Source organism: Marinococcus luteus (assembly GCF_034497705.1).
In the GTDB taxonomy this organism is placed as follows: domain Bacteria; phylum Bacillota; class Bacilli; order Bacillales; family Marinococcaceae; genus Marinococcus; species Marinococcus luteus_A.
Map to the genome: position 1 here is coordinate 149,323 of NZ_JAXRUV010000003.1, position 23,096 is coordinate 172,418.

A 23,096-nucleotide genomic window follows, 5' to 3' on the forward strand; every position below is an offset into this window, starting at 1 on the left:
TACGGGTGTTTACGCGTATATATGATTACCAAGCTTTTACGAGCCGCATTAGTCAGTGATTACAGAAGTTTATGGAAGGGAGTATATACAATGGAATGGTTAGCGAACCCGAGTGTCGGCTTTATTGTTGTTTTTCTTGGAACAATGTTTTTAATCTCAGAGTTTCTAGTTAAGTCCAAAAGCTTATTTTTTATTCTGGGAACAGCCTTTATGGTCTTATTCTTTTCCTATCATCTTGAAGGGGCGGCCGGCATCTGGGTGCTTGTATTATATGCAGCCGGTCTTGGGCTGATCCTGCTTGACGGCAAGCTTATTGGAGACGGAACTGTCTCTATTGTAGGTCTCCTGTTAATGGGAGTATCTATCGCTGTGCCGACTCCTACTATTATTTACGGAGTCCTCGTTATTTTCGGCTTTTTGGCCGGGGCCATTTCAGCGATGTTTTTCCTGAAGGTTTTCCCGCGGCGGGATCTGTGGTCGAAGCTGATGCTTAAGGATAGCTTGACGAGCGAACAGGGCTATAACTCAATGAATCAGACGTATGAAGGGCTGGTCGGCAAAACGGGGACCACCGTTACTCCTTTCCGCCCAACGGGGACGATTGATATTGAAGGAGAGCGCTACAGTGCTACCAGCGGCGATCAGTGGCTGAATGCTGAAGAAGAAATTGAAGTAACATCTGTAGACGGGACACGCATCCGTGTTAAGCGGCTAGAGCCGGCTGTAAAAGAGCAGTAATTTCCATATAAAAGGATATTAATGAAAAAAGAGGAAGCTGCGGCTTGCTCTTTTTCTTACGGAAAAAACAAAAGCTAAATAACTTCGGGAAAAATTAATATTTCCTTTACAAACCATTCAATTTACTTTAAAAATAGATTGGGTGCGGCAAAAAACTGCCAAAATTCATAAAGCGACTAAGGGGATGTAGAGTTTGGATATTCAAACGATTTTGTTTACTTTTTTTGGTGGTTTGGGGATATTCCTGTTCGGAATTAAATACATGGGAGATGGTCTGCAGAAAATTGCTGGCGACAGGCTCCGGGATCTTCTGGATAAATTCACCTCCAACCCATTTATGGGCGTACTGGTTGGAATTATCGTCACTATACTTATTCAATCAAGTTCAGGAACTACAGTACTTACGGTCGGCCTCGTAAGCGCCGGCTTTATGACGCTGCGGCAGGCGATCGGAGTTATTATGGGGGCAAACGTCGGGACAACGGTAACGGCGTTTATTATCGGGATTAAACTCGAAGAATATGCTCTTCCGATTATATTTATTGGTACAGTAATGATCTTTTTCTTTAAAAACAAAAAAGTAAGCAATATAGGACAAACTTTTTTCGGCTTCGGTGCCCTGTTTTTCGGACTATCACTTATGGGAGACGGAGTGGCACCGCTCGAGGAACTGCCGGCATTTAATGATTTAACCATCAGCATGAGTAACAACCCGCTTTTAGGATTACTGGTAGGGGTGGTCTTTACAGTAGGGCTGCAGAGTTCCTCAGCGACGATCGGGCTGCTTCAGGAGCTGTATACGCAAAATGCGATATCACTGGATGCTGCGCTTCCAATACTTTTTGGGGATAACATAGGGACCACCGTCACAGCGGTCATCGCGGCTATAGGAGCTTCTGTGGCAGCAAAGCGCACTGCATTGACGCACGTTATCTTTAACTTGATCGGCGCAACGATCATTCTTATTCTGCTTGTTCCTTATACAGCCTTCATCAGTTTTCTGCAGGATGCGCTTAATTTAAACCAGCCGATGACGATAGCTTTTGCGCACGGTATATTTAATATATCGAACGTGATTATCCAGCTGCCGTTTGTCGGGGTTCTGGCATATATAGTAACCAAGCTCGTCCCTGGAAGTGACGAAGAAATTGAATACAAACCGAAGCATCTGGATCCAAGCTTTATTTATCAGTCCCCTGCAATCGCTTTGGATCAGGCAAAGCTTGAAACGCTCCGGATGGCTGAATATGCAGGTAAGGGCCTTAGAAAAAGCGAAAGCTATCTGGAAACGAAAAACAAAAAAGACGCGGAAAAAATCGTGCGGTACGAAGAAGCGATCAACAATCTTGATAAAGATATTACAGATTACTTGATCGGTATTTCTGCACGCTCCCTGTCTAGAGAAAATTCGAGGAAGCACTCAGTCGTGATGGACACTGTCCGCGACATTGAACGTGTCGGCGACCATATGGAGAATGTGATGGAGCTCGTGGACTATCAGCTCACCAACAAAGTGACGCTCTCAGAAGAAGCGTACAAAGATTTAAATGAAATGTTCACGCTGACGATCAGCACGTTTAACCGTGCTGTTGAAGCACTTGAAAAAGATGATTATGAGATTGCCCAGCAGGTTGCCAGACAGGAGGAAGATATCGATAAGATGGAGCGGAAGCTGCGTAAAAAGCACATTCTGCGCCTGAATGAAGGCAGATGCTCTGGTTCTGCTGGTATCGTGTTTGTCGACATGATCAGTAATTTAGAGCGTATCGGCGACCATTCCGTGAATATTGCCGAAACGGTACTCGATGACCGGGAAGTTTCATAATAAAAAGAAGGAGGCCCGCCTCCTTCTTTTTATTGATTATATAAGGAGAAAAGCGGCTATAGAATAACAATATATCTGCAAAGGGAGGTACGTATGGAACTAATATGGTATTTACTGGGGATTGCCTGCTACGCACTGGCGCTTGTCGCGGTTGTTTATCCGATTCTGCCGGGCGGTATTTTTCACGCTGCTGCTGCCCTTATGTTTGCACTGGGCTACGGGTTTGCGGACATAGGTTTAGTCTACTGGGTAATTCAGGCAGTCATTGCGGTACTGCTGTTTGTAATCGATTACGTGGCTAATTATTATGGTATCCAACGGAGCGGTGGTACGAAATACGGCATCTGGGGGAGCCTGATCGGTCTGGTCATCGGCCCGTTTATTATTCCGGTCGCCGGTATTCTGATTGGCGCGCTTGCTGGAGCTGTTATCGGAGAGTTAATCGGAGGTCAGAAATCGTGGAAGCAGCTTGGTAAAATTGGTGTAGGGTCTGTCGGGGGATTTGTCGCAAGCGTTGTTATAAAGGGCGGTATATTGCTAGTGAATGCCATTTATATTATAATAATTCTTGTTTAAAGAAATACAAAAATCTGTTTGACGCGTTTTTAGGGAAATGATATAGTAATTACTGTCGTAAAAACGGCAGTAACACATTCCGCAGTAGCTCAGTGGTAGAGCAATCGGCTGTTAACCGATTGGTCGCAGGTTCGAATCCTGCCTGCGGAGCCATGGCGGCGTAGCTCAGCTGGCTAGAGCGTACGGTTCATACCCGTGAGGTCGGGGGTTCGATCCCCTCCGCCGCTACCAATATATTTACATATTCATACGGCGGTTGTGGCGAAGTGGTTAACGCACCGGATTGTGGTTCCGGCACTCGTGGGTTCAATTCCCATCAACCGCCCCATTTTTTTGTCTGCAATACTTTTAAGGACCCTTAGCTCAGTTGGTTAGAGCAGACGGCTCATAACCGTCCGGTCGTAGGTTCGAGTCCTACAGGGTCCACCACTTTAAGAAGCAGTGGGTAAATATGTATCTGGAGGAATACCCAAGTACGGCTGAAGGGGACGGTCTCGAAAACCGTTAGGAGCTTTACGGCTCGCGAGGGTTCGAATCCCTCTTCCTCCGCCATAGTTATTATTTAAATATCAATTCTTATATAACTGCGCAGCAAACTTTTCCGTCCTGAACGGGAAAGTTTTTTTATTTTGAAGGAAGCTCCGCCCGAAACGGGAGTCATTCGGCAATAGAGCCGGATTTGATTATTTGGTTTTGCCGGATGCAGCAAAAACTTGCAGTATTTTTATGTTTAAAGAAGAAGCATAAGGGAATAATCATCCGTGGCAGGCTTTCTAGTTTGAATAAAGCAGAAAGCCGATTTGAAAAATAAGAATTGTTTTGGTAGAGTGAAAGTAGACTAAGTGTAATTTTGTATACTAAATTATCGCAAAGTCACTTTGAACAAACCACCAGAACTTTCAAGGAGGGCATTTTGTATGAGTACACATCAACTACCAGATCTACCTTACGCACCAAACGCATTAGAGCCTCATATTGATGAGCAGACAATGAACATTCACCATGATAAACACCATAACACGTATGTGACAAAATTAAATTCAGCCTTGGAAAATCACAGCGACCTTCAAAACAAAAGCGTTGATGAACTGATCAGCGATTTGAACGCTGTGCCTGAAGATATCCGTACCGCAGTAAGAAATAACGGCGGCGGCCACTCCAACCACTCCATTTTCTGGAAGCTTCTCAGCCCTAATGGCGGCGGCGAACCAAAAGGCGAAGTGGCAGATGCCATTAAGAGCAAGTGGGGAAGCTTTGACAAATTCAAAGAAGAGTTCGGCGCAACAGCAGTTGGACGTTTTGGTTCAGGCTGGGCATGGCTCGTATTAAACAACGGCGAGCTTGAGCTTATGGATACGCTTAACCAGGATTCCCCGATCATGGAAGGAAAAACTCCACTCCTTGGCCTGGACGTTTGGGAGCACGCGTATTACCTGAAGTATCAAAACCGTCGTCCGGATTATGTAGCAGCATTCTGGAATGTTGTAAACTGGGACGAAGTTGAAAAGAACTATCAGGCAGCTAAATAATATATTTCAAGAATCCGTTCCCGGAAATGGGGAACGGATTTTTTCTGCTTTAGGAAGAGAGCAGAAGTTCGGCAGCGGCTTTTTTCTATGCTATACTTAACTGGAAACAAGCAAATTTACATATATTAAGAGAGGGATTGCGTGTGGCTTCCAGAAAAAATAAAAAACCTTCCATTCCTTTTCGGCTGAACGTACTTTTTTTCGCTGTTTTTATATTGTTTTCTATATTAATTCTGCGGCTTGGATACGTACAGATCGTTGAAGGTGATACGTATGAAGAGGACGTGAATGAAACGGCCTCCACATCGGCGAGCCGGGTCGATGCCCCGCGCGGAATTATGTATGACCGCAATGGAACCGAGCTGGTGGATAATAATCTTATTCTGACTTTAACGTATACGAACCAGAGAAGCTATGAGGATGAAGAACGCCTCCAGACGGCTGAAGAACTGGCTGAACTGATTGAATTCGATGAAGAGGAAACAGACCGTGAGAGCATGCCGGAAAGAAATTTGCAGGACTACTGGCTGTTAACGCGTGAAAATGAAGCGGAGGAGCTTGTCTCCGACAAAGAAGAAGAGCGCCTGATGGAAAATGATAAAGATCCATATGAAGTTCAGCTCGACCGGATTACTGAAGAGCAATTGAATGATATCAGTGATGAAGAGTTGGAAGTTGTAGCCATCTGGAGTGAAATGATTTCGGGATACTATGACTCGCCGCAGCGAGTCAAACGAGATTTGACAGAAGAAGAGGCCACGGCTATCAGTTCACGCCTGGACGAACTTGAGGGCGTGGATGTGACAAGAGACTTCCAGCGTGACTATCAGTATACGCAGGCCTTCCAGAGCCTCTACGGGAAGGTAGGGTCAATCCCTGAAGAAACCGTATCCGAATTCCTGGCTAAGGGCTATCAGCGTTCCGATGAAGTTGGGCAGAGCTTCCTTGAACAATACTATGAAGACACGCTGAGAGGTAAAAAAGGAACGGTCAGCGGTGAGGATAATGACGCCGAGGAAACGAGCAGCGGCAGCCGCGGCAATGATCTTGTCCTGTCGATTGACATGGATTTGCAGCGGGAAGTACAAAGCATAGTCGACGATCAGATCGCCCAGTCAGAGGGGTCTTTTCCGAATGATGAGCAGGCCTACGTGACCGCGATCGACCCGAATACCGGTGAAATACTTGCCATGAACGGCTATGATGATCAGCTCGGAAACGTAACCAATACGTTTGAGATGGGGTCAACGGTGAAGCCCGCGACTGGTATGATTGGCTTGCAGGAAGAGGTTATTACGGAGGATACTGAAATTAACGACAGGCCGATTCAGCTGCCTAACAGCCCGCCGATTAGTTCTTCTCACGAAATCGGCACGATCGATGTTGTCGGAGCTATTCAGGAATCCTCCAACGTATTCATGTCCGAAATAGCGATGCGCCTGATGGACTACGAACTTGGAAGCAACAATGGGTTTAATGATGAAAAAGTGGATGAAGCTTATACTACAATGAGGGATTATTACCATCAGTTCGGTCTTGGTTCAGAAACAGGTGTCGATCTTCCATCAGAATCTACCGGCCTTGATGCCGGACGAGCTAATGCCGGGAGTCTGCTATACTTTTCCTTTGGCCAGCTTGACACATATACGCCACTGCAGTTGGCCCAATATTCCGCAACTATTGCTTCCGACGGCAAGCGGATGGAGCCTCACCTGGTGAAAGAAATACGCGAACCAAACCGTAATACGGATGAAATGGGTGCGGTGCTTCACCAATTTGAGCCAGAGATGATGAACCGGGTGAATATCGACAAAGAGTACTTTGATATTGCCCAGGAGGGCATGTACGATGTGGTAAACACGGAGCTTGGAACTGCAGACAGCTATTTCAACGATGTAAACATGGAAATTGCCGGGAAAACAGGAACGGCGCAACGGGAAATAAGAAGGGAAAGCGACAATGAGTTGGTGGAAGTGAACAACCAGACCTTTATAGCCTACGGGCCGTATGAAAATCCCGAGATTGCGATTGCGGTAGTCGTTCCTAACGCTTATTCAAGTGATGAGGGTGGACGTTCGGGTATCGCCAACAGCATTGCCGCCGATACGATGCAGGCATATGTGAACCTTAAAGAAGAACGTCCGGGAGCCGGAAGCAGCGAAGACGAAGATGAAAATGAAGAAGACGACGAGAACGCCGAAGACAATGAAGACAACGCAGGAGATGAGGAAGATTCCGGCGGTGAAGGAGAAGAACAGTAATCCTGCTTGAATAAAAGACTGCGGCAAGTCGTTTTGTTCTTAACACTTTTTACTGATTTGCCGCTTTTACAAAAATTCTTCTTAACTTTCCTTAGAAAAACTAACATCACAGACTTGAAGCACAAATAGGAATCTGATAGTATTACTAAGTATGAAAAATGTACGAAAGTAGGGAGGGAATCACATGCGTGTACAAATAACGCTTGCCTGCACAGAGACTGGTGACCGTAATTACATCACCAGCAAAAATAAACGCACAAACCCTGAGCGTATTGAGTTGAACAAATATTCTCCTCGTTTAGGAAAGCACACTCTTCATCGCGAAACGAAATAAGCAGCAGGAGATTACATCTCCCAGCTGCTTTTTCTTTTGTCTTTAAAGCATTGTACAATGAAAAAGACATGGGAGGGCAAATAATTGAATAAACATATGCTCCGGCAGCAGGTAAACAGCGCCTACCAAAACCTTTCCGGAAGTGACCGCCTGGTGGCAGAAAAAAAGATTTACGAGTACTTATTCCAGTGGAGCGGATGGAAGCAGGCGGAGACGATTGCTGTGACTGTTTCACTTAAAAATGAAATAAATACCGGGCCGATTATTGAAACGGGCTGGCAGCAGGGAAAGCGGATGTGTGTACCTAAAATTGAACCCGAGCAACGCGGAATGGATTTTTATGAAATACAGGAATTCGGGGAGCTTGAGCGTACTATTGGCCAGATATATGAGCCTAAAAAAAGTATGTGTCCGCTCGTGCCTCCTGAGCAGCTTGACCTTGTTCTTGTTCCTGGCCTTGTATTTAACAGGCAGGGCTACCGCATTGGATTTGGAGGAGGATACTATGACCGCTTTTTAAACCGGGCGAATTTTTCTACGGCAGCCCTGATTCATCCTTTTCAGCTTCAGGAACGTATCCCGGTGGAAGCGCACGACGTACCGGTACAAACCCTCATCAGCAGCGAAGGACTCATTCATGTGGAGTGAAACGGCCCTGGGTTTAGCATTCGTGCTGTTTTTGATGGTGATTTGGCAAAAAGGATCATTAACGTTTCCTGCAACGGTATCAGCCGGGGTGCTCGGCACGCTGATGTACACGTGGACGGGGTGGCTGGGGGCAGCAGCACTGCTTACCTTTTTTGTGAGTTCAACGGTCCTGTCCCGTCTGAATAAACAGGAAAAGGAACAGCGGGACAGCGGGCAGGTATGGGCGAATGGAGGACCGATGCTTATATTTGCTGCTTTGTCCAGCGTCGCGTCGTGGGAAGGGTTTCTAGCTGCAACTGTTGGTGCAGCGGCGGCGTCAAATGCGGATACGTGGGCGTCGGAGATCGGCCGACGGTTTGGTGGCCGGCCGTTTCATGTGCACAGCCGAAAACGCATAGAAATTGGTTTTTCCGGAGCGGTTTCCGGAGCGGGAACGCTGGGGGCTTTCGGCGGTGCTTTGCTTGTGGGAGGGGTGGTTTATTTCATTTCTTCCGAGCTGAACGTCTTTATGCTTATTGCTGTAAGTGCTGCTGGCGTATGCGGCTGCTTTATTGATACCTTTCTCGGAGCCTACGTTGAACGGATGAATCGTTGCAGCGTATGTGGATCCTATACGGAAGCCGAAGTCCATCATGAAAGGGAAACCATTCACGCCGCGGGCATTCCATGGATGACAAACAACGCTGTGAATGCGTTAAGCTCCTTTGGAGGCGGTATGGTGGTTGTAGTGCTGTACATTGTTTCTTTCTTTTCCTTTTGATTTCGCCTTTAGCGGGAGGTTGCTATAATAGAAGGAAGAAAGGTGGCACAAGTACATGCGCTGGACAACGATTTGTTTCGATCTGGACAACACCCTTTACGATCACGAAAAAGCTTTTCAAAAAACAATCAAAGCTGTGTTTGTTTCCATCAGACAGCAGATGAATAAAGAAGCTCCCTTCGTTCATGAAGACAAGTGGTTCGAAGTGTTTAAATATCACTGTGATTTGTTTTGGCAAGAATACGAGGAAGGCAGCCTTACGCAGGAGCAGTACCGGATAAAGCGGTATGCAGAGACGATGCACGTGTTCGGGCTACCGGCGTCAAGCAGGGAAGCACTCGAGTTTCATCAGGAGTACGAGCAGCGGCTGCCGGAATTCAGTGAACTGTTTGAGAGTGTACCTGGTTTGTTGGAATCGCTCACAAAAAGCAGTGTCCGCCTCGGTATTATTACAAATGGATCAGAGAAACTGCAGAAAGAAAAGTTTTATCAGCTTGAGCTTGATCGCTGGATCGACCACCATCATCTTTTTATCTCTGAAATGGCCGAAGCTCCGAAGCCGAAAGCAGCCATTTTTGATGAAGCGCTGCAGATTTTGGACAGCCGGAAAAAGCGGGCACTGTTTGTCGGAGACTCGTGGGCCCACGATATAAGGGGAGCGGAAAATGCAGGATGGGAAGCTATCTATGTGAACACCCGAGGGGAGAAAGCAGGACCTTCGTCAAATCCAGTAAAAGAGTTTAGCGAATTTAACCAGGCAGCATCATATTTAAAAGAAATAGTGGAAGAAGGACGGCGTTCGGATGTCTAAAAGGGAAGCTCACCAGTTTTGGAAATTTACAGAGCAGCTTATGGAGGAAGAATCCTTCCGTCTGATTGACGTCGGTCCGGACCGGAAGCGGGTATGGCTTCAGGGAGATGTCGACGGACAGCCATGGATTGTGCGTATGGCACGGGTGGAATATGAACGTCTTGGGCGGCTGGAAGAAGACAGGCACGAAGCGGAAAAAAGCTTTCACGGGTGGAAACGGCGGCTCGCCTTGAGGAAAGCAAAATTCGCGAATGTATATATTACTTCTTACCCTCCGGCGGATATGACAGAGCCGATGGAGAGTGGAGACCGCGAAGCCCGCTCCTTTTTATTTGCCGACGACAACGGGCGGGGCCTGGCGGATGCGCCCCCATCTGTCAGTACGTATCTAAAAACCAATGAATGGGCATGGGGCAGTCTGGAAGAAGAACTCGAACCCGAAGAGCATGAACAAAGAGCCTCCTTTTACCGCCGCCAGGCGGAAAAAAAGCAGCGGCAGCTTGAAGAGCAGGACATGTCCTTTTTTTCAAGCGGGAAGCCGATTGTGACCTATATTGTGCTGGCAATGCTTGCCGTGATCTTTTTAGTGCTGGAACGATCGGGAAGCAGTATGAACGTCAACACTCTCATCGAGCTTGGGGCGAAATATAACCCGGGGATTGTAGACGGAGAATGGTGGCGGCTCGTTACTGCTATGTTTCTGCATATTGGTTTTCTGCATTTGTTTATGAACAGCCTGGCGTTATTTTTCATTGGCGGCATCACAGAACGTATTTACGGCACAACGCGCTTTATTATCATTTATTTTGCCGCAGGTGTATTTGCATCGACGGTCAGCTTTGCTATGAATGAACAGGTGTCAGCCGGGGCCAGCGGTGCTATCTTTGGCTGCTTCGGAGCCCTTTTATATCTGGGAATTGCCCATCAACGGCTGTTTTTTCGTACACTTGGCATGAACGTGCTTGTCATACTCGGGATTAATCTGATATTTGGGTTTACCGTGCAGGCAGTGGATAACGGAGCCCATATTGGTGGTCTTGTCGGTGGATTTATCGCCTCCGTTCTTGTACATCTTCCGGGACACCGCTGGCAGTTTGTGCGTATAGGAGCGTTTGCGTTTTTTGTATTGGCGTTTGCTATCTTTTTTGCGATCGGTATGTACCGGTGGAATTAATCAAAATACGTAGTAGAAAAACGCCTTTCGCTTGCTATAATGAAAGGAAGCAGGATAACTATGGAATCCATGACAGAAATCCGGATGTGGCTGCGCACGGTCGGGGCCTTCATCTATACGAAAAATCGTTTAATGGATTTAGACTTAATGGAGGAAGAAATCAGAGAAGCTTACAAAAACGGGCTTTTGGATGTCCGGATGTATCAGACTGCTTTGTTAACAATAAAAAGAGAACGACGAATCGAGCAGGAAAAGGGGTAGACAAATGGCTGAAAAATACGTGATCGGAATCGATATTGGCGGGACCGCAGTGAAAATGGCGATTTTTGGCCAGGGCGGTGACATGCAGCATAAATGGAGCATTACGACTAGCAAGGAAGAAAACGGAAAATACGTGCTCAATGAAATTGCTGCATCGATCAGGCATGAACTGGATGAAAAGCAAATTCCGCTTACGGAAGTCGCCGGCGCCGGGGCGGGGCTTCCCGGCTTTATAGACATAGAAAATGGCATTATTGAATTCGCAACAAACATAGGATGGAAGGATTACCCGGTCGCACGTATTCTCGAAGAAAAGCTCGGTTTTCCCGTGGCGCTCGATAACGATGCAAATCTTGCAGCGGCGGGCGAATACTGGAAAGGGGCCGGGACGGACGTCCGGGATATGATTTTTATCACGCTCGGCACGGGAGTCGGCGGAGGTATTGTTCTTAACGGGGATTTGGTGAACGGCAAAGATAATATGGCTGGGGAAATTGGCCATATTACCGTAAAGCCGGAGGGAGGCCGGCTTTGTAACTGTGGTAAACGCGGCTGCCTGGAAACCATTTCTTCAGCAACAGGTATGGTACGCGGAGCCCTGGAGCATATCGACAAAGCCGAAGGTTCTCCGATTTATGATGTGCACCAGCGCGGGGAAGAGATTACGACCAAAGATTTATTCGCCTATGCCACATCCGCTGACCCGTATTGTGCCGGCGTGATTGACCACGCCATGTATTACCTGGGACTTGCCGTCGGCAATATGGCCAACACCCTAAATCCGGAACGAATCGTGATCGGAGGTGGCGTGGCTGCTGCCGGTGATGACTTACTGCAGACGCTGCGCGCTCATTTTGATATGTTTGCGCTCGATAAAGTCAAAAAAGGAACAGATTTTGTTATTGCCGATCTCGGGAACGACGCCGGGGTGGCAGGAGCCGCCTGGCTGGCTAAAAATCATTACTTGAACGGATAAAATAGAAAAATGACCGTTAAAAAGGGGCTAAAAACATGGAAAACTACCGTGTGGAACGTGACTTTTTAGGAGAAAAGAGAGTACCTAAAGATGCTTATTACGGAATTCAGACACTGAGGGCAAAAGAAAATTTTCCAATAACCGGCTATCCGCCGCACACGGAATTGATTAAAGGATTCGGCTACGTAAAAAAAGCAGCGGCAACTGCCAACGCGGAAGTGGGCTTTTTGAATGAATCTATTGCTCAGGCGGTCATAAAAGCAGCAGACGAAGTGATCGAAGGTAGATTTGATGATCAATTTATCGTGGACTCTATTCAGGGCGGGGCGGGGACTTCCTTTAACATGAACGCAAACGAAGTTATTGCTAACCGCGCCATTGAATTACTGGGCGGTGAAAAAGGGGATTACCTTCGGGTGAGTCCGAATTCCCATGTGAACATGGCCCAGTCCACCAACGACTCATTTCCTACAGCTATTCACATTTCGGCTCTACGTCTTTCACGTGGTCTTGTAACTGCGCTCGATAATTTGATCGAAGCGATGGGCGAAAAAGAAGAAGAGTTTGACAATGTCATCAAAATGGGACGTACGCATCTGCAGGACGCCGTGCCGATCCGTCTCGGCCAGGAATTCGGTGCTTACCGCCGGGTGCTGACGAGAGACCTGCGCCGCATTAAGCGGTCAGTGGATCATTTGTATGAAATTAACCTCGGGGCCACAGCTGTAGGCACAGGACTCAATGCGATGCCTGAATACATTGAACGGGTAGCGGAAATTCTTGCTGAGCAGACAGGGATGCCGTTTTACAGTGCCACTGACCTTGTGGACGCAACGCAAAACACGGATTCCTACACCGAACTGTCAGCGGCACTCAAAGTACATGCGATTAACCTGTCCAAGATGGCAAACGATCTCCGGCTGATGAGCTCCGGGCCCAGAACCGGTCTGAATGAAATTAACCTCCCTTCCCGTCAGCCGGGTTCTTCCATTATGCCGGGGAAGGTGAACCCAGTCATGTGCGAACTAATCAATCAGATCTCTTTCCAGGTCATCGGTAATGACCATACGATCAGCCATGCTTCGGAAGCCGGTCAGCTCGAGCTGAATGTCATGGAGCCGGTGCTCGTATTTAACCTGCTTCAGTCCCTTTCAGTGCTGCAGAATGGTCTGAAAGTGTTCCGGGAATTTACTATTGAAGGAATAACAGCCAATATTGAACACTGCCGGAGCATGGTAGAAAGAAGCGTAGGCATTATTACAGCCATCAACCCGCACGTTGGGTATGAAACAGCTGCGAGAATTGCAAGAGAAGCGATTGAAACGGACCAGAGCGTACGCTCGATCTGCATCGAACGGGGGATATTGTCTGAAGAAGAGCTCGATGAAATTCTGGATGCCAAGGAAATGACCAAATCGGGGATCGCCGGTTCACGATTCATGTACGGCGAGTAGCAGCCGGCATGAAAATTCGCGGACTTTCCTATCAGCGCGGCGTATTTTTCTTTGGAGCTTCCTTTATCAGCAGAGCCTATGTCGACAGCGAAGGAAAGATACATGCCGAACTGCTTCCACTTTCCTTTCGGTCTTATTCAAGAGTGGCGGCAGTGGTGATAGGGGCGATGCCCATCTGGTACAAGCTCACAGCCGCGGCCTGGCTCACTGCGGCTATTTTTCAACTGCTTCCTTTATATTCTTTTTTACTGTTTATCCTGGGAACTCATTTTATTTTTCCTCAGCAGCTCAAAAAGTTTCACGGCGCAGAGCATAAAGTTTTCAGCTTTACCGGCGTCCCTGAAAAAAGCTCGTGGAAAAGAGTGGGAAGGGCATCGATTACAAACCGTCACTGCTCCACGAATATTGTTTTTATATACTTCGTTTTGTTTCTTGTAATGGCGTCCCCGGTTTATATTGTTTCTTCTCCGGGAAATGTTTTTATAGCTGTCAGCGCTTATATATCACTGCCAATGGCTTTTGCGGCAGAAGAAGTGCTCCAGCGGCACTTTGCCGGCAGCAGAAACACATGGCTGAAGCCTTCGTACTGGCTTCAACGAAATATTTCATGTTCCGTGCCGGAGAAGGTACACGTTCAAACTGCGATTGCAGCATTTCGGATGCTTGCTGAACGTGAATTCCCGCGCCGGCCCGGAAGAAAACGAAAGGAGCAGTTATCTATGGCAATTGTTGATGTGACAGTCTCTCCTATAGACAAACAGGGAACCGGGATGTCGGAAACAGTAGCAAAAATTCAGGACGTGCTTGAAAAACACAATGATAAAATTGATATTGAAATGACGCCAATGAGTACGCTTCTCGAAGGAAATATTGACGATCTGCTTCAGGCCGTCAGAGAAATACACGAAATTCCTTTTGAAGAAGGCTATCAGCGTGTATCAACAAATATTCGTATTGACGACCGCCGTGATGCAGAAGGTAAACAGATGAAAAAGAAAATGGAATCAGTACGGAATGCACGAAAGCAATAATCAACACGAAAGCCGGCAGAATTAACTCTGCCGGCTTTACCTATGTTCTGGGTAAGAAAGAGCTTCATAAACAGAGGCTTTCCAAACTGCAGGGTAAGTTACCTGCTTGGAAAATCCCAGGCGGTGACGGGCAGTGAATTTAATTTCGCCGCTCCCGGATTCTTTCCACTCGACGGTGCCATCCGGCATCGATACGCTGCCGGATTCAGAAGGTGCTTCAATATAAATATTTTCGGCATTCCGGATCATCCATTTTACGTCCAGGGATCCAAACTCCTCATTTTGCTGCAGAAGCTGAAGCTTTAAAAGCCCGGCAGCCAGTACCATAAATAAGAAAATGAATAAAAGAAAGAAAATAGTGGAGGGAAGAATGAAGCCTTCACGTTTACGAAGAGAAGAGCTTCTTCGTCGCTGCATGATAGGAAAGAAACGACTGAATATGCTGCCCATCATTTAAAATCACCTCCACGTCTGCGCCGTAGTCTTCTGTCTCCACAAAAAAGGCAGAAGCATCCTGCAGCATAATTTCAAAACCTTCGTTATCCACCCGGCGTACGACACGTCCGTTAGACATAAAATATTCGTACGTATTTTGTCCGGATTTAATATAAAACCGCTGCTTCTCATACTTTAATGACTGAGCAATCTGCATATCTTCTTCCATTTGCTGAATGAATAAACGTGCTTCGGTATCGGGAGACGGGACATCAGTTAAAAGAAGACTGCTGAATTTAGCAGCGGCCAGTGCCCAGAGGCTGAACAGCAAAAGAGTTATAATCATTTCAGGAAGTGTGATCCCTTTATTGCTTCGGAAGGACGTAAACACACTGTTTGTTCCGGCTCCCTTCGATTGAAGTACACACTTTATATCCTTCTTCGTGTTCTTTAATGTGAACATGAATCCTTCCTTTCGAATAGGCGGCAGCAGTGACGGAGGCAGAGGCAGACTGGTGAATACGCCCTGCTTCCTTTTCCATTGCATACAGCTGCTCGTAATACAGCTGCTGGCTGCTCCAGGTCTGATAAGTCTGATGGAGAAGAGGGAGCATAAATAAAGTGACAGCGAACAGAAGCGATAGGGCACTGACGGCTTCGATCAGCGTGAATCCATTACGAAGATGTCTCAACGCGGAGCCGCCCCCTTCCAATTTGAAATATAAACCGGTACGACCTGGACGGGCCATGAAGGGCTATGGTGCCAGCTTTTTTTATATTTCCTTTCTCCGTATAAGACAATGTATGAAACTGCAGCTTAGAGGCAGTAGGAGCAAAGAAGCCTTCGGGAATGTCCCGCTGGATTAAAGGTTCACTGCGGTCGTTGCCTATAAGGGCGTAGTAGCCCTCATCTTCCTTCCAATCGATACGGGTGGGTGTGTGGTGAGTATAGGCATAGTGCTGGCTGTAAACGAGATCAGCCTGCAGCTGCTGAACGAAATGATCTTCACGTGCGCTATCATAGGCCGAAGAGAAATGAATAAATGGCACAGCAGCAAGCACACTAAACACAAGCAGTACTACGATAGCCTCCGGGAAGGTGTAGCCCTTCGAACTGAAAATAGGCATCAGGACCCTTTACTGACGGCTCCATTGTTATATACAAGTGGAGTGTTGTCCGGGCAGGTGGTCGTTTCAACATAATCAGCGTCAACGAGATCCTGAAGGGAAGACGGTTCGCTGCCGTATTCAACTTCATAAGCAGCAGCTTGAGTTTCTAAAAGCTGGATGGTGGCGTCACATCCTTTGGACTGGGCGACCTGGTTGTTTGTACCGATGTTCGGGATAGCAATTAAAAGAAGCACAGTAATAATGAGCAGCACAATCAGCATTTCCACCATAGTAAAACCTTTATTGTTTTTAAGCATATGTTTTTTCCTTTCTAGAAGGGCGGGATTGTCGAAGCATCTTTAATAAAGAAGCGATGTCTTCTTCTTTTTGCGTTTCAAGATCCGTCAAGCGTTTTTCAAGTACCGAGAGTCGTTCAGAAAAATAATCATGAGGGATTTGCATGGGAAGGTCACTCCTTTTACTGTATGGAAGTAATCATGTGATACATAGGTAAAAATACTGCAGCGAAAAGACTTAAAATCAGAATGCCGACTGAAAAGAAAAGAATGGGCTGGGCGGTCATGGTCATCCGTTGGATGTCTGTTTCGAGTTTATGCTGCGTCTGGCTGCTGTATTGCACAAGCACCTGGCCGAGCGCTCCAATAGACTGGCCGTACTGCACCGCCTGTCCGAGACTTTCAAGGTACCATGATTGCCGGAGCGTTTCCGGCAGAGGAGTACCGGCAGAGAGCATCTGTTCAATACGTGCACCTTCTTCCTGAATCAACTGGGAATGCTTTTGGTTTTTTAACACCAGGCAGCTTTCGGAAAGAGACAATCCATTTAAGAGCAGGTAGCCGAACTGTTCAGCGAAAGAAGCAGTAGTTCTCATAGTAATAAATGGACGAAGAAACGGCAGCCTGTTCCAAAAAAGAGTCCGATGAGAGGCAGGTTTCGGGCGGACAGCCAAAGCATAAAATATTCCGAGGCCGGCAAGCAGAATAAAAACAAAGACAAAGAAAAAAGGGGCAGCAGAAATCATTTTCATCACCATCCGAGTGTAAAAAGGAAGATCCATGCTCAGCTGTTCAAACAGCTCGAGAAACTGTGGAAAAAGGTAGCGGACAAATACATAAGCGAGAATTATCAGTAGCCACAGAAGAAATAACGGGTAATACAAAACTTTACGGAAGCTGCTCCAGGCCTCGAGGCGGCTCATATAATGATTACCTGCTGCAGTCAATCCTTCAGAGAGACGGCCGGACTGCTCCGCAAAATAAACAAAAGCAGCAATGTCAGAGGGAAAATAGTGTTCAAGTAAAAGCTCATGCAGCTCCCGGCCGCTGCGGAGATGTCTTCGTATGCTGCGCAGGGAAGCGGTGACGAAAGCGGGCTGTTCCCAGGAAAGCATCTGTATGGATTGATCCAGATGATACCCGCTGCCGAGCAGCTCGCCCAGCTGTTGAAGAAATAGTGCTTTAGCCTCCGGCTTCCAGCTTCTTTTTAACAGCTTGCTCATACCCTGGTCTCCGCGAAGGCTTCCTTGCCGAACAAGCCGAGCGCATAACCCCGCTTCAGCTGCTCATTTATCCGGGGTGACTCGAGTGGTTTATTGGAATCAAGCATGGAATGGATATCCTTTCGGGTGGAAAAATCAAATAGCGCTAAGCGTCCGGGGGTGGAAATAGAAGTGGTGGAAATAAGCCGCTGGTGGGCAATGAAGGTGATGGTTTCAAGGAGGTCCGTTTTTGAAAGGCCAAGGTCCAGTAGTCTGCGAAGGACCCCAAAGGTACTGCCAGCATGCAGTGTAGTGAGCACCAGATGGCCGGTGAGCGCTGCCCGCAGTGCCAGCTGCGCTGTTTCAGTGTCACGTATTTCTCCGATCATAATAACGTCTGGGTCATGTCTCATAGAAGCCTTCAGAAGAGATGCGTAGGTAAGCCCCGCTTTTTCGTTAACCTCGGTCTGGATGCAGCCGGGTATCCGGAGCTCTACAGGGTCTTCGATTGTAATAATACGCTGCGGGTGGGAGGCAAGCAGGTGCTCGAGCATGGCGCAAAGGGTGGTGGATTTTCCAGACCCGGTGGCGCCAGTCAAAAGAACCAGTCCTTTACGGTAGGCAAGAACGTCTTCGAACGAGCGTGTGGTGGTGGAAGTTAAAAACAATTGCGGGAGGCTAAACTGAAAAGTCTGCGGAAGCAGCCGTATAGAAAAGCTTTCCATACGTTCTGAAGGCATGGTGGAAAAACGGAGATGTACAGGGGGATGAAGCGAGCGATAAGTAAGTGAGCCATCCTGTGGACGCCTTCGTTCGCCGATATCCATACCGGCTCTGAACTTTAAGTGCGTAATAAGCCGGTGAGCGAAAGCTGCGGAATACGTATCTGAAAGCTCAAGGTGTCCATTGATACGAAAATAGAGAGAGGCTTCTGAATAAGACGGCAGCAGATGAATATCTGATGCGCCGGCGGCTGCTGCCTGATGGATCAATTGCCGTGTAAATGATTCGATGTTGGTCAAGGCCTCACCTTCTTTCTGAAAAGTAATTTTATTATATGGTAAAACAAAGGAATAATCTACCATTTTTTTCAATGTATTAATTTTTTGAGGAAAGCGTAACGGAAGCAGTGGTGTGATAAAATATAAAAGGCATCCCAATATTCCATCAGGAATTTAAAACCAACTTGACACATAAGAATTATACGGATAAAATTGACCATAATAAAATGACCAGTTTATATACATGGATAAGATAAAGCTAAAGAGAAAATTATTTTGTCCTCAGAACGTTTAGATTGCAGTTAAATTTATTTGTGAGGTGGAGAGAGTGCAATTGCAGGTTACGAATAGTCCTTTTAGCCAGGAGCAGGTAGATTTACTGAACCAGCTCCTGCCGACATTAACAGAAAATCAGAAAATTTGGTTAAGCGGATATTTGGCTTCCCAGGCAGCTTCGGGTGCTGCCCCGGCAGCAGCTGAAGCACCGGCTGTCCAGGAAGCGGCTGTACCCCAGACATCCCAGGCGGAGGCGGCTTCCAAAGAAGTGACCATTTTATTTGGCTCCCAGACCGGTAACGGTCAAATGATTGCAGAAGACAGCTCAAGAAGACTGAAAGATCAGGGCTACAATGTAACTGTAAGTTCGATGGACGATTTTAAGACGAAAAACATGAAAAAGGTGGAAAACCTATTAGTCATCGTAAGTACGCACGGAGAAGGCGATCCTCCGGATAACGCTATTTCCTTCCATGAGTTTCTGAACGGGCGTAAGGCTCCGAAACTCGAAGATGCACGTTTTTCCGTACTTGCGCTTGGGGACACCTCCTACGAATATTTCTGCCAGACAGGCAAGGATTTTGATCAGCGGCTTGAAGAGCTTGGAGGCACCCGTCTGTATCCAAGAGTAGACTGCGATGTTGATTTTGACGACGATGCCGAAGAATGGATCCAGGGTGTTCTTTCTAGCCTGAATGAGCTTCAGGAAGAAACGGCGCAGGCGGCAGCAGCCCCTGCAGGAGGGGCCGCGCCAGCAGCCCCTGCTACGGAACAGCCGTCATATTCAAGAACTAATCCGTTTCGGGCGGAAATATTGGAAAATATTAATTTAAACGGCCGGGGTTCAGCAAAGGAAACCCGTCATGTAGAGCTTTCGCTTGAAGGGTCAGGCCTGACTTTTGAGCCTGGGGACAGCCTCGGCATGTTTCCGGAAAATGATCCGCTTCTGGTTGACCAGCTGATTCGCGAAATGGACTGGAATCCGGAAGAAACAGTAGTATTAAACAAGCAGGGCGATATTCGGTCGCTTCGTGAAGCACTCCTCTCTCATTTTGAAATTACGGTTTTAACGAAACCGCTGCTTGAAAAAATGAGCAAGCTGACAAACAACGAAAAACTCCCGGAGCTTTTGGAAACAGAACAGGCGGATAACCTGCGCTCATACCTCGAAGGGCGTGACCTTCTGGATTTGTTGAAGGACTACGGGCCATGGCAGGGAGGAGCTGCAGACGTGGTCGGTAATTTACGGAAAATACCTCCGCGCCTGTACTCGATTGCAAGCAGCCCATCCGCCAATCCTGATGAAGTGCATTTAACCGTGGGAGCCGTTCGTTACGATGCGCACGGCAGAGCACGGACAGGTGTCTGCTCCGGACAGTGTGCAGAACGCACGGAACCGGGAGATACGCTGCCTATTTATATTCAGCACAACCCGAATTTCAAGCTTCCGGACAATCCGTCTGCCCCTGTTATTATGGTAGGTCCGGGGACGGGTATTGCACCGTTCCGCTCATTTGTTGAAGAACGTGAAGAAGTCGAGGCGGACGGCAAATCATGGCTGTTCTTCGGAGACCAGCATTTCCGGACAGATTTTCTGTATCAGACAGAATGGCAGCAATGGCTTGAAGAGGGCTCGTTGTCAAAAATGGATGTAGCCTTTTCACGGGATAACGAAGAAAAGGTATATGTCCAGCACCGGATTCTCGAAAATAGCGGAGAAGTTTATCAGTGGCTGCAGGATGGAGCGTTTCTGTACATCTGTGGAGATGAAAAACGGATGGCCCATGACGTGCATGAAGCCCTGGTGACAGTGCTTGAAAAAGAAGGAAATATGACACATGAAGAAGCTGAAGCGTACATGCTCGATCTGCAGCAGCGAAAACGCTATCAGCGTGATGTATATTAATAACTACCGGGGAGGAACCACACGCATATGTCAGAATACAGCAGCTTAAAAAACATTCAGGATGCCCCGTTAGATGGAATGGAGCACTTGAAAAAAGACAGTAACTTCTTACGCGGTACGCTTGTTAAAACGATGGCAAACCCTATTACTGCGAGCATTCCTGAAGCAGACGGAAAGCTGATGAAGTTTCACGGCAGCTACATGCAGGACGACCGGGACCTGCGCAATGAGCGCCGCCAGCAAAAGCTTGAACCAGCTTATCAGTTTATGCTTCGTGTCCGCCTGCCGGCCGGGGTCATTACGCCGGAGCAGTGGCTCACCATGGATGAAGTGTCGCATAAATACGGGAACGGCACTCTCCGGCTGACTACCCGCCAGACGTTTCAAATGCACGGGATTCTTAAATGGAATATGAAAAAAAACCTGCAGGAAATTAACGCAGCCATGATGGACTCGATTGCCGCCTGTGGGGACGTGAACAGAAACGTTATGTGCAATGTGAATCCGAATCAATCCGATGTGCACGGGGAAGTTTATGAGTATTCCAAACAGATTAGCGACCATTTGCTGCCCCGCACGACGGCTTACCATGAAATATGGCTTGATGAAGAGAAAGTGGCAGACAGCAAGGAAGAAGTGGAACCTATTTACGGCGAAACGTATCTCCCAAGAAAATTCAAGATCGGGGTGGCAGTTCCACCTTCCAACGATATTGATGTTTTCTCCCAGGACATCGGCTACATTGCTATTGTAGAGGACGGGGAGCTGCAGGGTTTTAACGTATCAGTCGGCGGCGGCATGGGAATGACGCACGGCGAGCCGGATACGTATCCACAGCTTGGACGCGTGATCGGCTATGTGCCAAAAGATGAAGCTGTAAATACAGCGGAAAAGCTGCTGACAATTCAGCGCGATTACGGCAATCGCTCCAACCGGAAAAACGCCCGTTTCAAATATACGATTGACCGCTACGGGGTCGAATGGCTGAAAAGCGAATTGAATGAACGGCTCGGCTATGAAATAGAGGCTCCTCGTCCGTATGAATTTGAAAGCAACGGGGACGAATATGGATGGATCAAAGGCAACGACGGTAAGTGGCACTTCACCCTCTTTATTGAAAATGGACGAATCAAGGATGAAGAAAATTATCAATTGATGACCGGCCTGCGGGAAATAGCCAAAATTCATACCGGCGACTTTCGGATGACGCCGAACCAGAACGTTGTCATATCTGATATTACGAGCTATAAGAAACGACAGATCAGCAAATTGATCGAGGATTACGGTTTGACAGACGGAAAGCATTATTCCGCTCTCCGCCGCAATTCCATGGCCTGTGTTTCTTTTCCGACCTGTGGACTCGCCATGGCGGAAGCAGAGCGTTATCTTCCTTCTCTGGTCGATAAACTCGAAATAATGCTTGAAGAGCAGGGATTGCGGGATGAAGATATTATTATCCGCATGACGGGCTGTCCAAATGGCTGTGCCCGTTCAGCGCTTGGAGAAATTGGCTTTATCGGAAAAGCACCTGGAAAATACAATATGTATTTAGGCGCAAGCTTTACCGGAGACCGCCTGAGTAAGCTTTACAGGGAAAACATTGGGGAAGAGGAAATTTTAAGTGAACTTGAACCGATGATTGCCCGTTTTGCGAAGGAGCGTTACGAGGGAGAGCATTTCGGGGACTTTGTTATCCGCGCAGACTACGTTAAAGCAACTACAGATGGAACAAATTTTCACGACTGATAACAACGGGGGCACGCATAAGCGGCTCCCGTTTTTCTATGAATTTAAAAGGGATATTTTTTCCTAGGTGCTTTTGCTTTCAGGGTTGTATCCTGTTTCTATGTGCCATATGATGAAATATAGTGCGATAAAACAATTATAAGCAAGGTAATAGAACTATGCAGGAGGCCATCATGAGTATAAGAATACGAACCGTAGAAGCAGAAGATATCCCCAGTCTCGCAGAAGCTATGCAGACATATATTGTGGATCATTACGAGCATCCGGATCCCGGCATCGGCAAATTAAAAACGTTAATTAAAAAGCTTCTCGCGCAGCCGGAAATCGGTATCCAGTTTATTGTGGAGCATTACGGCGACTTGATCGGCTTTGCTACCTTGTATCAGACATTCAGCACCCTTCAGGTTAAAAAAACAGCGATCTTAAACGATCTGTATATTTATCCCGAATTCCAGGGCCAGCATTACGGGAAAGAACTTCTCGAATTTGTCCTTTCTTACGTGCAGTCTGAGGATTTTGCCGGCATGGTGCTTGAAACAGATCGGACCAATAAAAAAGCGCGCAGACTTTATGAATCTCTCGGCGGGGCTAAAAGCGCATGGACTCATTACGAATGGGAATTTTAAATGAAGCAAAACATTTTACTCTGATAAAGTTTGAGCAGACTAAAGGATCTATGCTAAAATCTTCTTTGTGCGTTTAATTTACATAGTTGTACGTAAACGATAAAAGAAGAGAAACGAGGG

General features: G+C 47.1%; 25 protein-coding genes and 5 tRNA genes. 22 read left to right on the plus strand and 8 right to left on the minus strand.

The window, feature by feature from the left end:
- The first annotated feature begins 90 nt into the window (after positions 1-90).
- From Q9M42_RS06995 to Q9M42_RS07085, 19 genes are all read left to right on the plus strand, one after another.
- Positions 91-738 carry an NfeD family protein gene (locus Q9M42_RS06995; RefSeq protein ID WP_322525779.1) on the plus strand — a complete coding sequence of 216 codons (648 nt, stop codon included), beginning with the start codon at positions 91-93 and terminating at the stop codon, positions 736-738.
- A 193-nt stretch (positions 739-931) separates the two neighbouring features.
- A complete protein-coding gene (locus tag Q9M42_RS07000) occupies positions 932-2,563 on the plus strand; it encodes a Na/Pi cotransporter family protein (protein WP_322525780.1) in 1,632 nt (543 codons plus the stop codon).
- Positions 2,564-2,656: 93 nt separating this feature from the next.
- Positions 2,657-3,139 carry a DUF456 domain-containing protein gene (locus Q9M42_RS07005; protein WP_322525781.1) on the plus strand — a complete coding sequence of 161 codons (483 nt, stop codon included), beginning with the start codon at positions 2,657-2,659 and terminating at the stop codon, positions 3,137-3,139.
- 78 nt (positions 3,140-3,217) lie between these two features.
- Positions 3,218-3,292, plus strand: a tRNA-Asn gene (locus Q9M42_RS07010).
- Between the two features lies 1 nt (position 3,293).
- Positions 3,294-3,370: transfer RNA gene (locus Q9M42_RS07015), tRNA-Met, on the plus strand.
- Positions 3,371-3,391: 21 nt separating this feature from the next.
- Positions 3,392-3,467, plus strand: a tRNA-His gene (locus tag Q9M42_RS07020).
- A gap of 24 nt (positions 3,468-3,491) precedes the next feature.
- Positions 3,492-3,568: transfer RNA gene (locus Q9M42_RS07025), tRNA-Ile, on the plus strand.
- A 30-nt stretch (positions 3,569-3,598) separates the two neighbouring features.
- Positions 3,599-3,691 (plus strand) — tRNA-Ser (locus Q9M42_RS07030).
- A 365-nt stretch (positions 3,692-4,056) separates the two neighbouring features.
- The gene (locus Q9M42_RS07035; RefSeq protein ID WP_091611828.1) at positions 4,057-4,668 is read left to right on the plus strand and encodes a superoxide dismutase; all 612 of its coding nucleotides are present in this window, start codon (positions 4,057-4,059) and stop codon (positions 4,666-4,668) included.
- Positions 4,669-4,811: 143 nt separating this feature from the next.
- Positions 4,812-6,929 carry a peptidoglycan D,D-transpeptidase FtsI family protein gene (locus Q9M42_RS07040; RefSeq protein ID WP_322525782.1) on the plus strand — a complete coding sequence of 706 codons (2,118 nt, stop codon included), beginning with the start codon at positions 4,812-4,814 and terminating at the stop codon, positions 6,927-6,929.
- Positions 6,930-7,113: 184 nt separating this feature from the next.
- The gene (gene rpmG / locus Q9M42_RS07045) at positions 7,114-7,263 is read left to right on the plus strand and encodes a 50S ribosomal protein L33 (RefSeq protein WP_079476821.1); all 150 of its coding nucleotides are present in this window, start codon (positions 7,114-7,116) and stop codon (positions 7,261-7,263) included.
- Between the two features lie 84 nt (positions 7,264-7,347).
- On the plus strand, positions 7,348-7,911 hold the full coding sequence (locus Q9M42_RS07050; protein WP_322525783.1) for a 5-formyltetrahydrofolate cyclo-ligase: 564 nt from the start codon (positions 7,348-7,350) through the stop codon (positions 7,909-7,911).
- Entirely contained in the window at positions 7,901-8,671 is a 771-nt protein-coding gene (locus Q9M42_RS07055; RefSeq protein ID WP_322525784.1) for a DUF92 domain-containing protein, read from the plus strand. Before Q9M42_RS07050 ends, Q9M42_RS07055 begins: the two co-directional genes overlap by 11 nt.
- Before the next feature lie 55 nt (positions 8,672-8,726).
- Positions 8,727-9,482, plus strand: a complete 756-nt coding sequence (locus tag Q9M42_RS07060) for an HAD family hydrolase (protein WP_322525785.1) — start codon at positions 8,727-8,729, stop codon at positions 9,480-9,482.
- Positions 9,475-10,656 carry a rhomboid family intramembrane serine protease gene (locus Q9M42_RS07065; RefSeq protein ID WP_322525786.1) on the plus strand — a complete coding sequence of 394 codons (1,182 nt, stop codon included), beginning with the start codon at positions 9,475-9,477 and terminating at the stop codon, positions 10,654-10,656. Before Q9M42_RS07060 ends, Q9M42_RS07065 begins: the two co-directional genes overlap by 8 nt.
- Before the next feature lie 60 nt (positions 10,657-10,716).
- Entirely contained in the window at positions 10,717-10,917 is a 201-nt protein-coding gene (locus Q9M42_RS07070) for a YqgQ family protein (RefSeq protein ID WP_298787873.1), read from the plus strand.
- 4 nt (positions 10,918-10,921) lie between these two features.
- Entirely contained in the window at positions 10,922-11,893 is a 972-nt protein-coding gene (locus tag Q9M42_RS07075; protein ID WP_322525787.1) for an ROK family glucokinase, read from the plus strand.
- A 35-nt stretch (positions 11,894-11,928) separates the two neighbouring features.
- Positions 11,929-13,347, plus strand: coding sequence for an aspartate ammonia-lyase (gene aspA / locus Q9M42_RS07080; RefSeq protein WP_322525788.1), 1,419 nt, complete (start codon positions 11,929-11,931; stop codon positions 13,345-13,347).
- Between the two features lie 8 nt (positions 13,348-13,355).
- Positions 13,356-14,378 (plus strand): MTH1187 family thiamine-binding protein, encoded by a 1,023-nt coding sequence (locus Q9M42_RS07085; protein ID WP_322525789.1) that lies wholly within the window; start codon positions 13,356-13,358, stop codon positions 14,376-14,378.
- Between the two features lie 36 nt (positions 14,379-14,414).
- On the opposite strand, the gene Q9M42_RS07090 is transcribed toward Q9M42_RS07085, so the two are convergent.
- Genes Q9M42_RS07090 through comGA form a run of 8 tightly spaced genes read right to left on the minus strand, consistent with a single transcriptional unit; the run spans position 14,415 to position 18,443 of the window.
- Entirely contained in the window at positions 14,415-14,795 is a 381-nt protein-coding gene (locus Q9M42_RS07090) for a hypothetical protein (protein ID WP_322525790.1), read from the minus strand.
- Positions 14,764-15,159 (minus strand): ComGF family competence protein, encoded by a 396-nt coding sequence (locus Q9M42_RS07095; RefSeq protein ID WP_322525792.1) that lies wholly within the window; start codon positions 15,157-15,159, stop codon positions 14,764-14,766. Before Q9M42_RS07095 ends, Q9M42_RS07090 begins: the two co-directional genes overlap by 32 nt.
- A gap of 19 nt (positions 15,160-15,178) precedes the next feature.
- Positions 15,179-15,505 carry a hypothetical protein gene (locus Q9M42_RS07100; protein WP_322525793.1) on the minus strand — a complete coding sequence of 109 codons (327 nt, stop codon included), beginning with the start codon at positions 15,503-15,505 and terminating at the stop codon, positions 15,179-15,181.
- A complete protein-coding gene (gene comGD, locus Q9M42_RS07105) occupies positions 15,489-15,941 on the minus strand; it encodes a competence type IV pilus minor pilin ComGD (RefSeq protein ID WP_322525794.1) in 453 nt (150 codons plus the stop codon). Before comGD ends, Q9M42_RS07100 begins: the two co-directional genes overlap by 17 nt.
- Positions 15,941-16,240: a competence type IV pilus major pilin ComGC gene (gene comGC / locus Q9M42_RS07110; protein WP_322525795.1), complete on the minus strand. Its 300-nt coding sequence runs from the start codon at positions 16,238-16,240 to the stop codon at positions 15,941-15,943. Before comGC ends, comGD begins: the two co-directional genes overlap by 1 nt.
- Entirely contained in the window at positions 16,233-16,385 is a 153-nt protein-coding gene (locus Q9M42_RS07115) for a hypothetical protein (protein ID WP_322525796.1), read from the minus strand. Before Q9M42_RS07115 ends, comGC begins: the two co-directional genes overlap by 8 nt.
- Before the next feature lie 16 nt (positions 16,386-16,401).
- Positions 16,402-17,442 carry a competence type IV pilus assembly protein ComGB gene (comGB, locus tag Q9M42_RS07120; RefSeq protein WP_322525797.1) on the minus strand — a complete coding sequence of 347 codons (1,041 nt, stop codon included), beginning with the start codon at positions 17,440-17,442 and terminating at the stop codon, positions 16,402-16,404.
- Complete coding sequence (gene comGA / locus Q9M42_RS07125; protein ID WP_322525798.1) at positions 17,439-18,443, minus strand: competence type IV pilus ATPase ComGA; 1,005 nt, start codon at positions 18,441-18,443, stop codon at positions 17,439-17,441. Before comGA ends, comGB begins: the two co-directional genes overlap by 4 nt.
- A gap of 307 nt (positions 18,444-18,750) precedes the next feature.
- On the opposite strand from comGA, the gene Q9M42_RS07130 reads away from it, so the two are divergent.
- The 3 genes from Q9M42_RS07130 (at position 18,751) to Q9M42_RS07140 (ending at position 22,976) form a co-directional block, all read left to right on the plus strand.
- A complete protein-coding gene (locus Q9M42_RS07130) occupies positions 18,751-20,604 on the plus strand; it encodes an assimilatory sulfite reductase (NADPH) flavoprotein subunit (RefSeq protein ID WP_322525799.1) in 1,854 nt (617 codons plus the stop codon).
- A gap of 27 nt (positions 20,605-20,631) precedes the next feature.
- On the plus strand, positions 20,632-22,350 hold the full coding sequence (gene cysI, locus Q9M42_RS07135; RefSeq protein ID WP_322525800.1) for an assimilatory sulfite reductase (NADPH) hemoprotein subunit: 1,719 nt from the start codon (positions 20,632-20,634) through the stop codon (positions 22,348-22,350).
- A gap of 173 nt (positions 22,351-22,523) precedes the next feature.
- Complete coding sequence (locus Q9M42_RS07140; RefSeq protein ID WP_322525801.1) at positions 22,524-22,976, plus strand: GNAT family N-acetyltransferase; 453 nt, start codon at positions 22,524-22,526, stop codon at positions 22,974-22,976.
- Positions 22,977-23,096 lie beyond the last annotated feature (120 nt).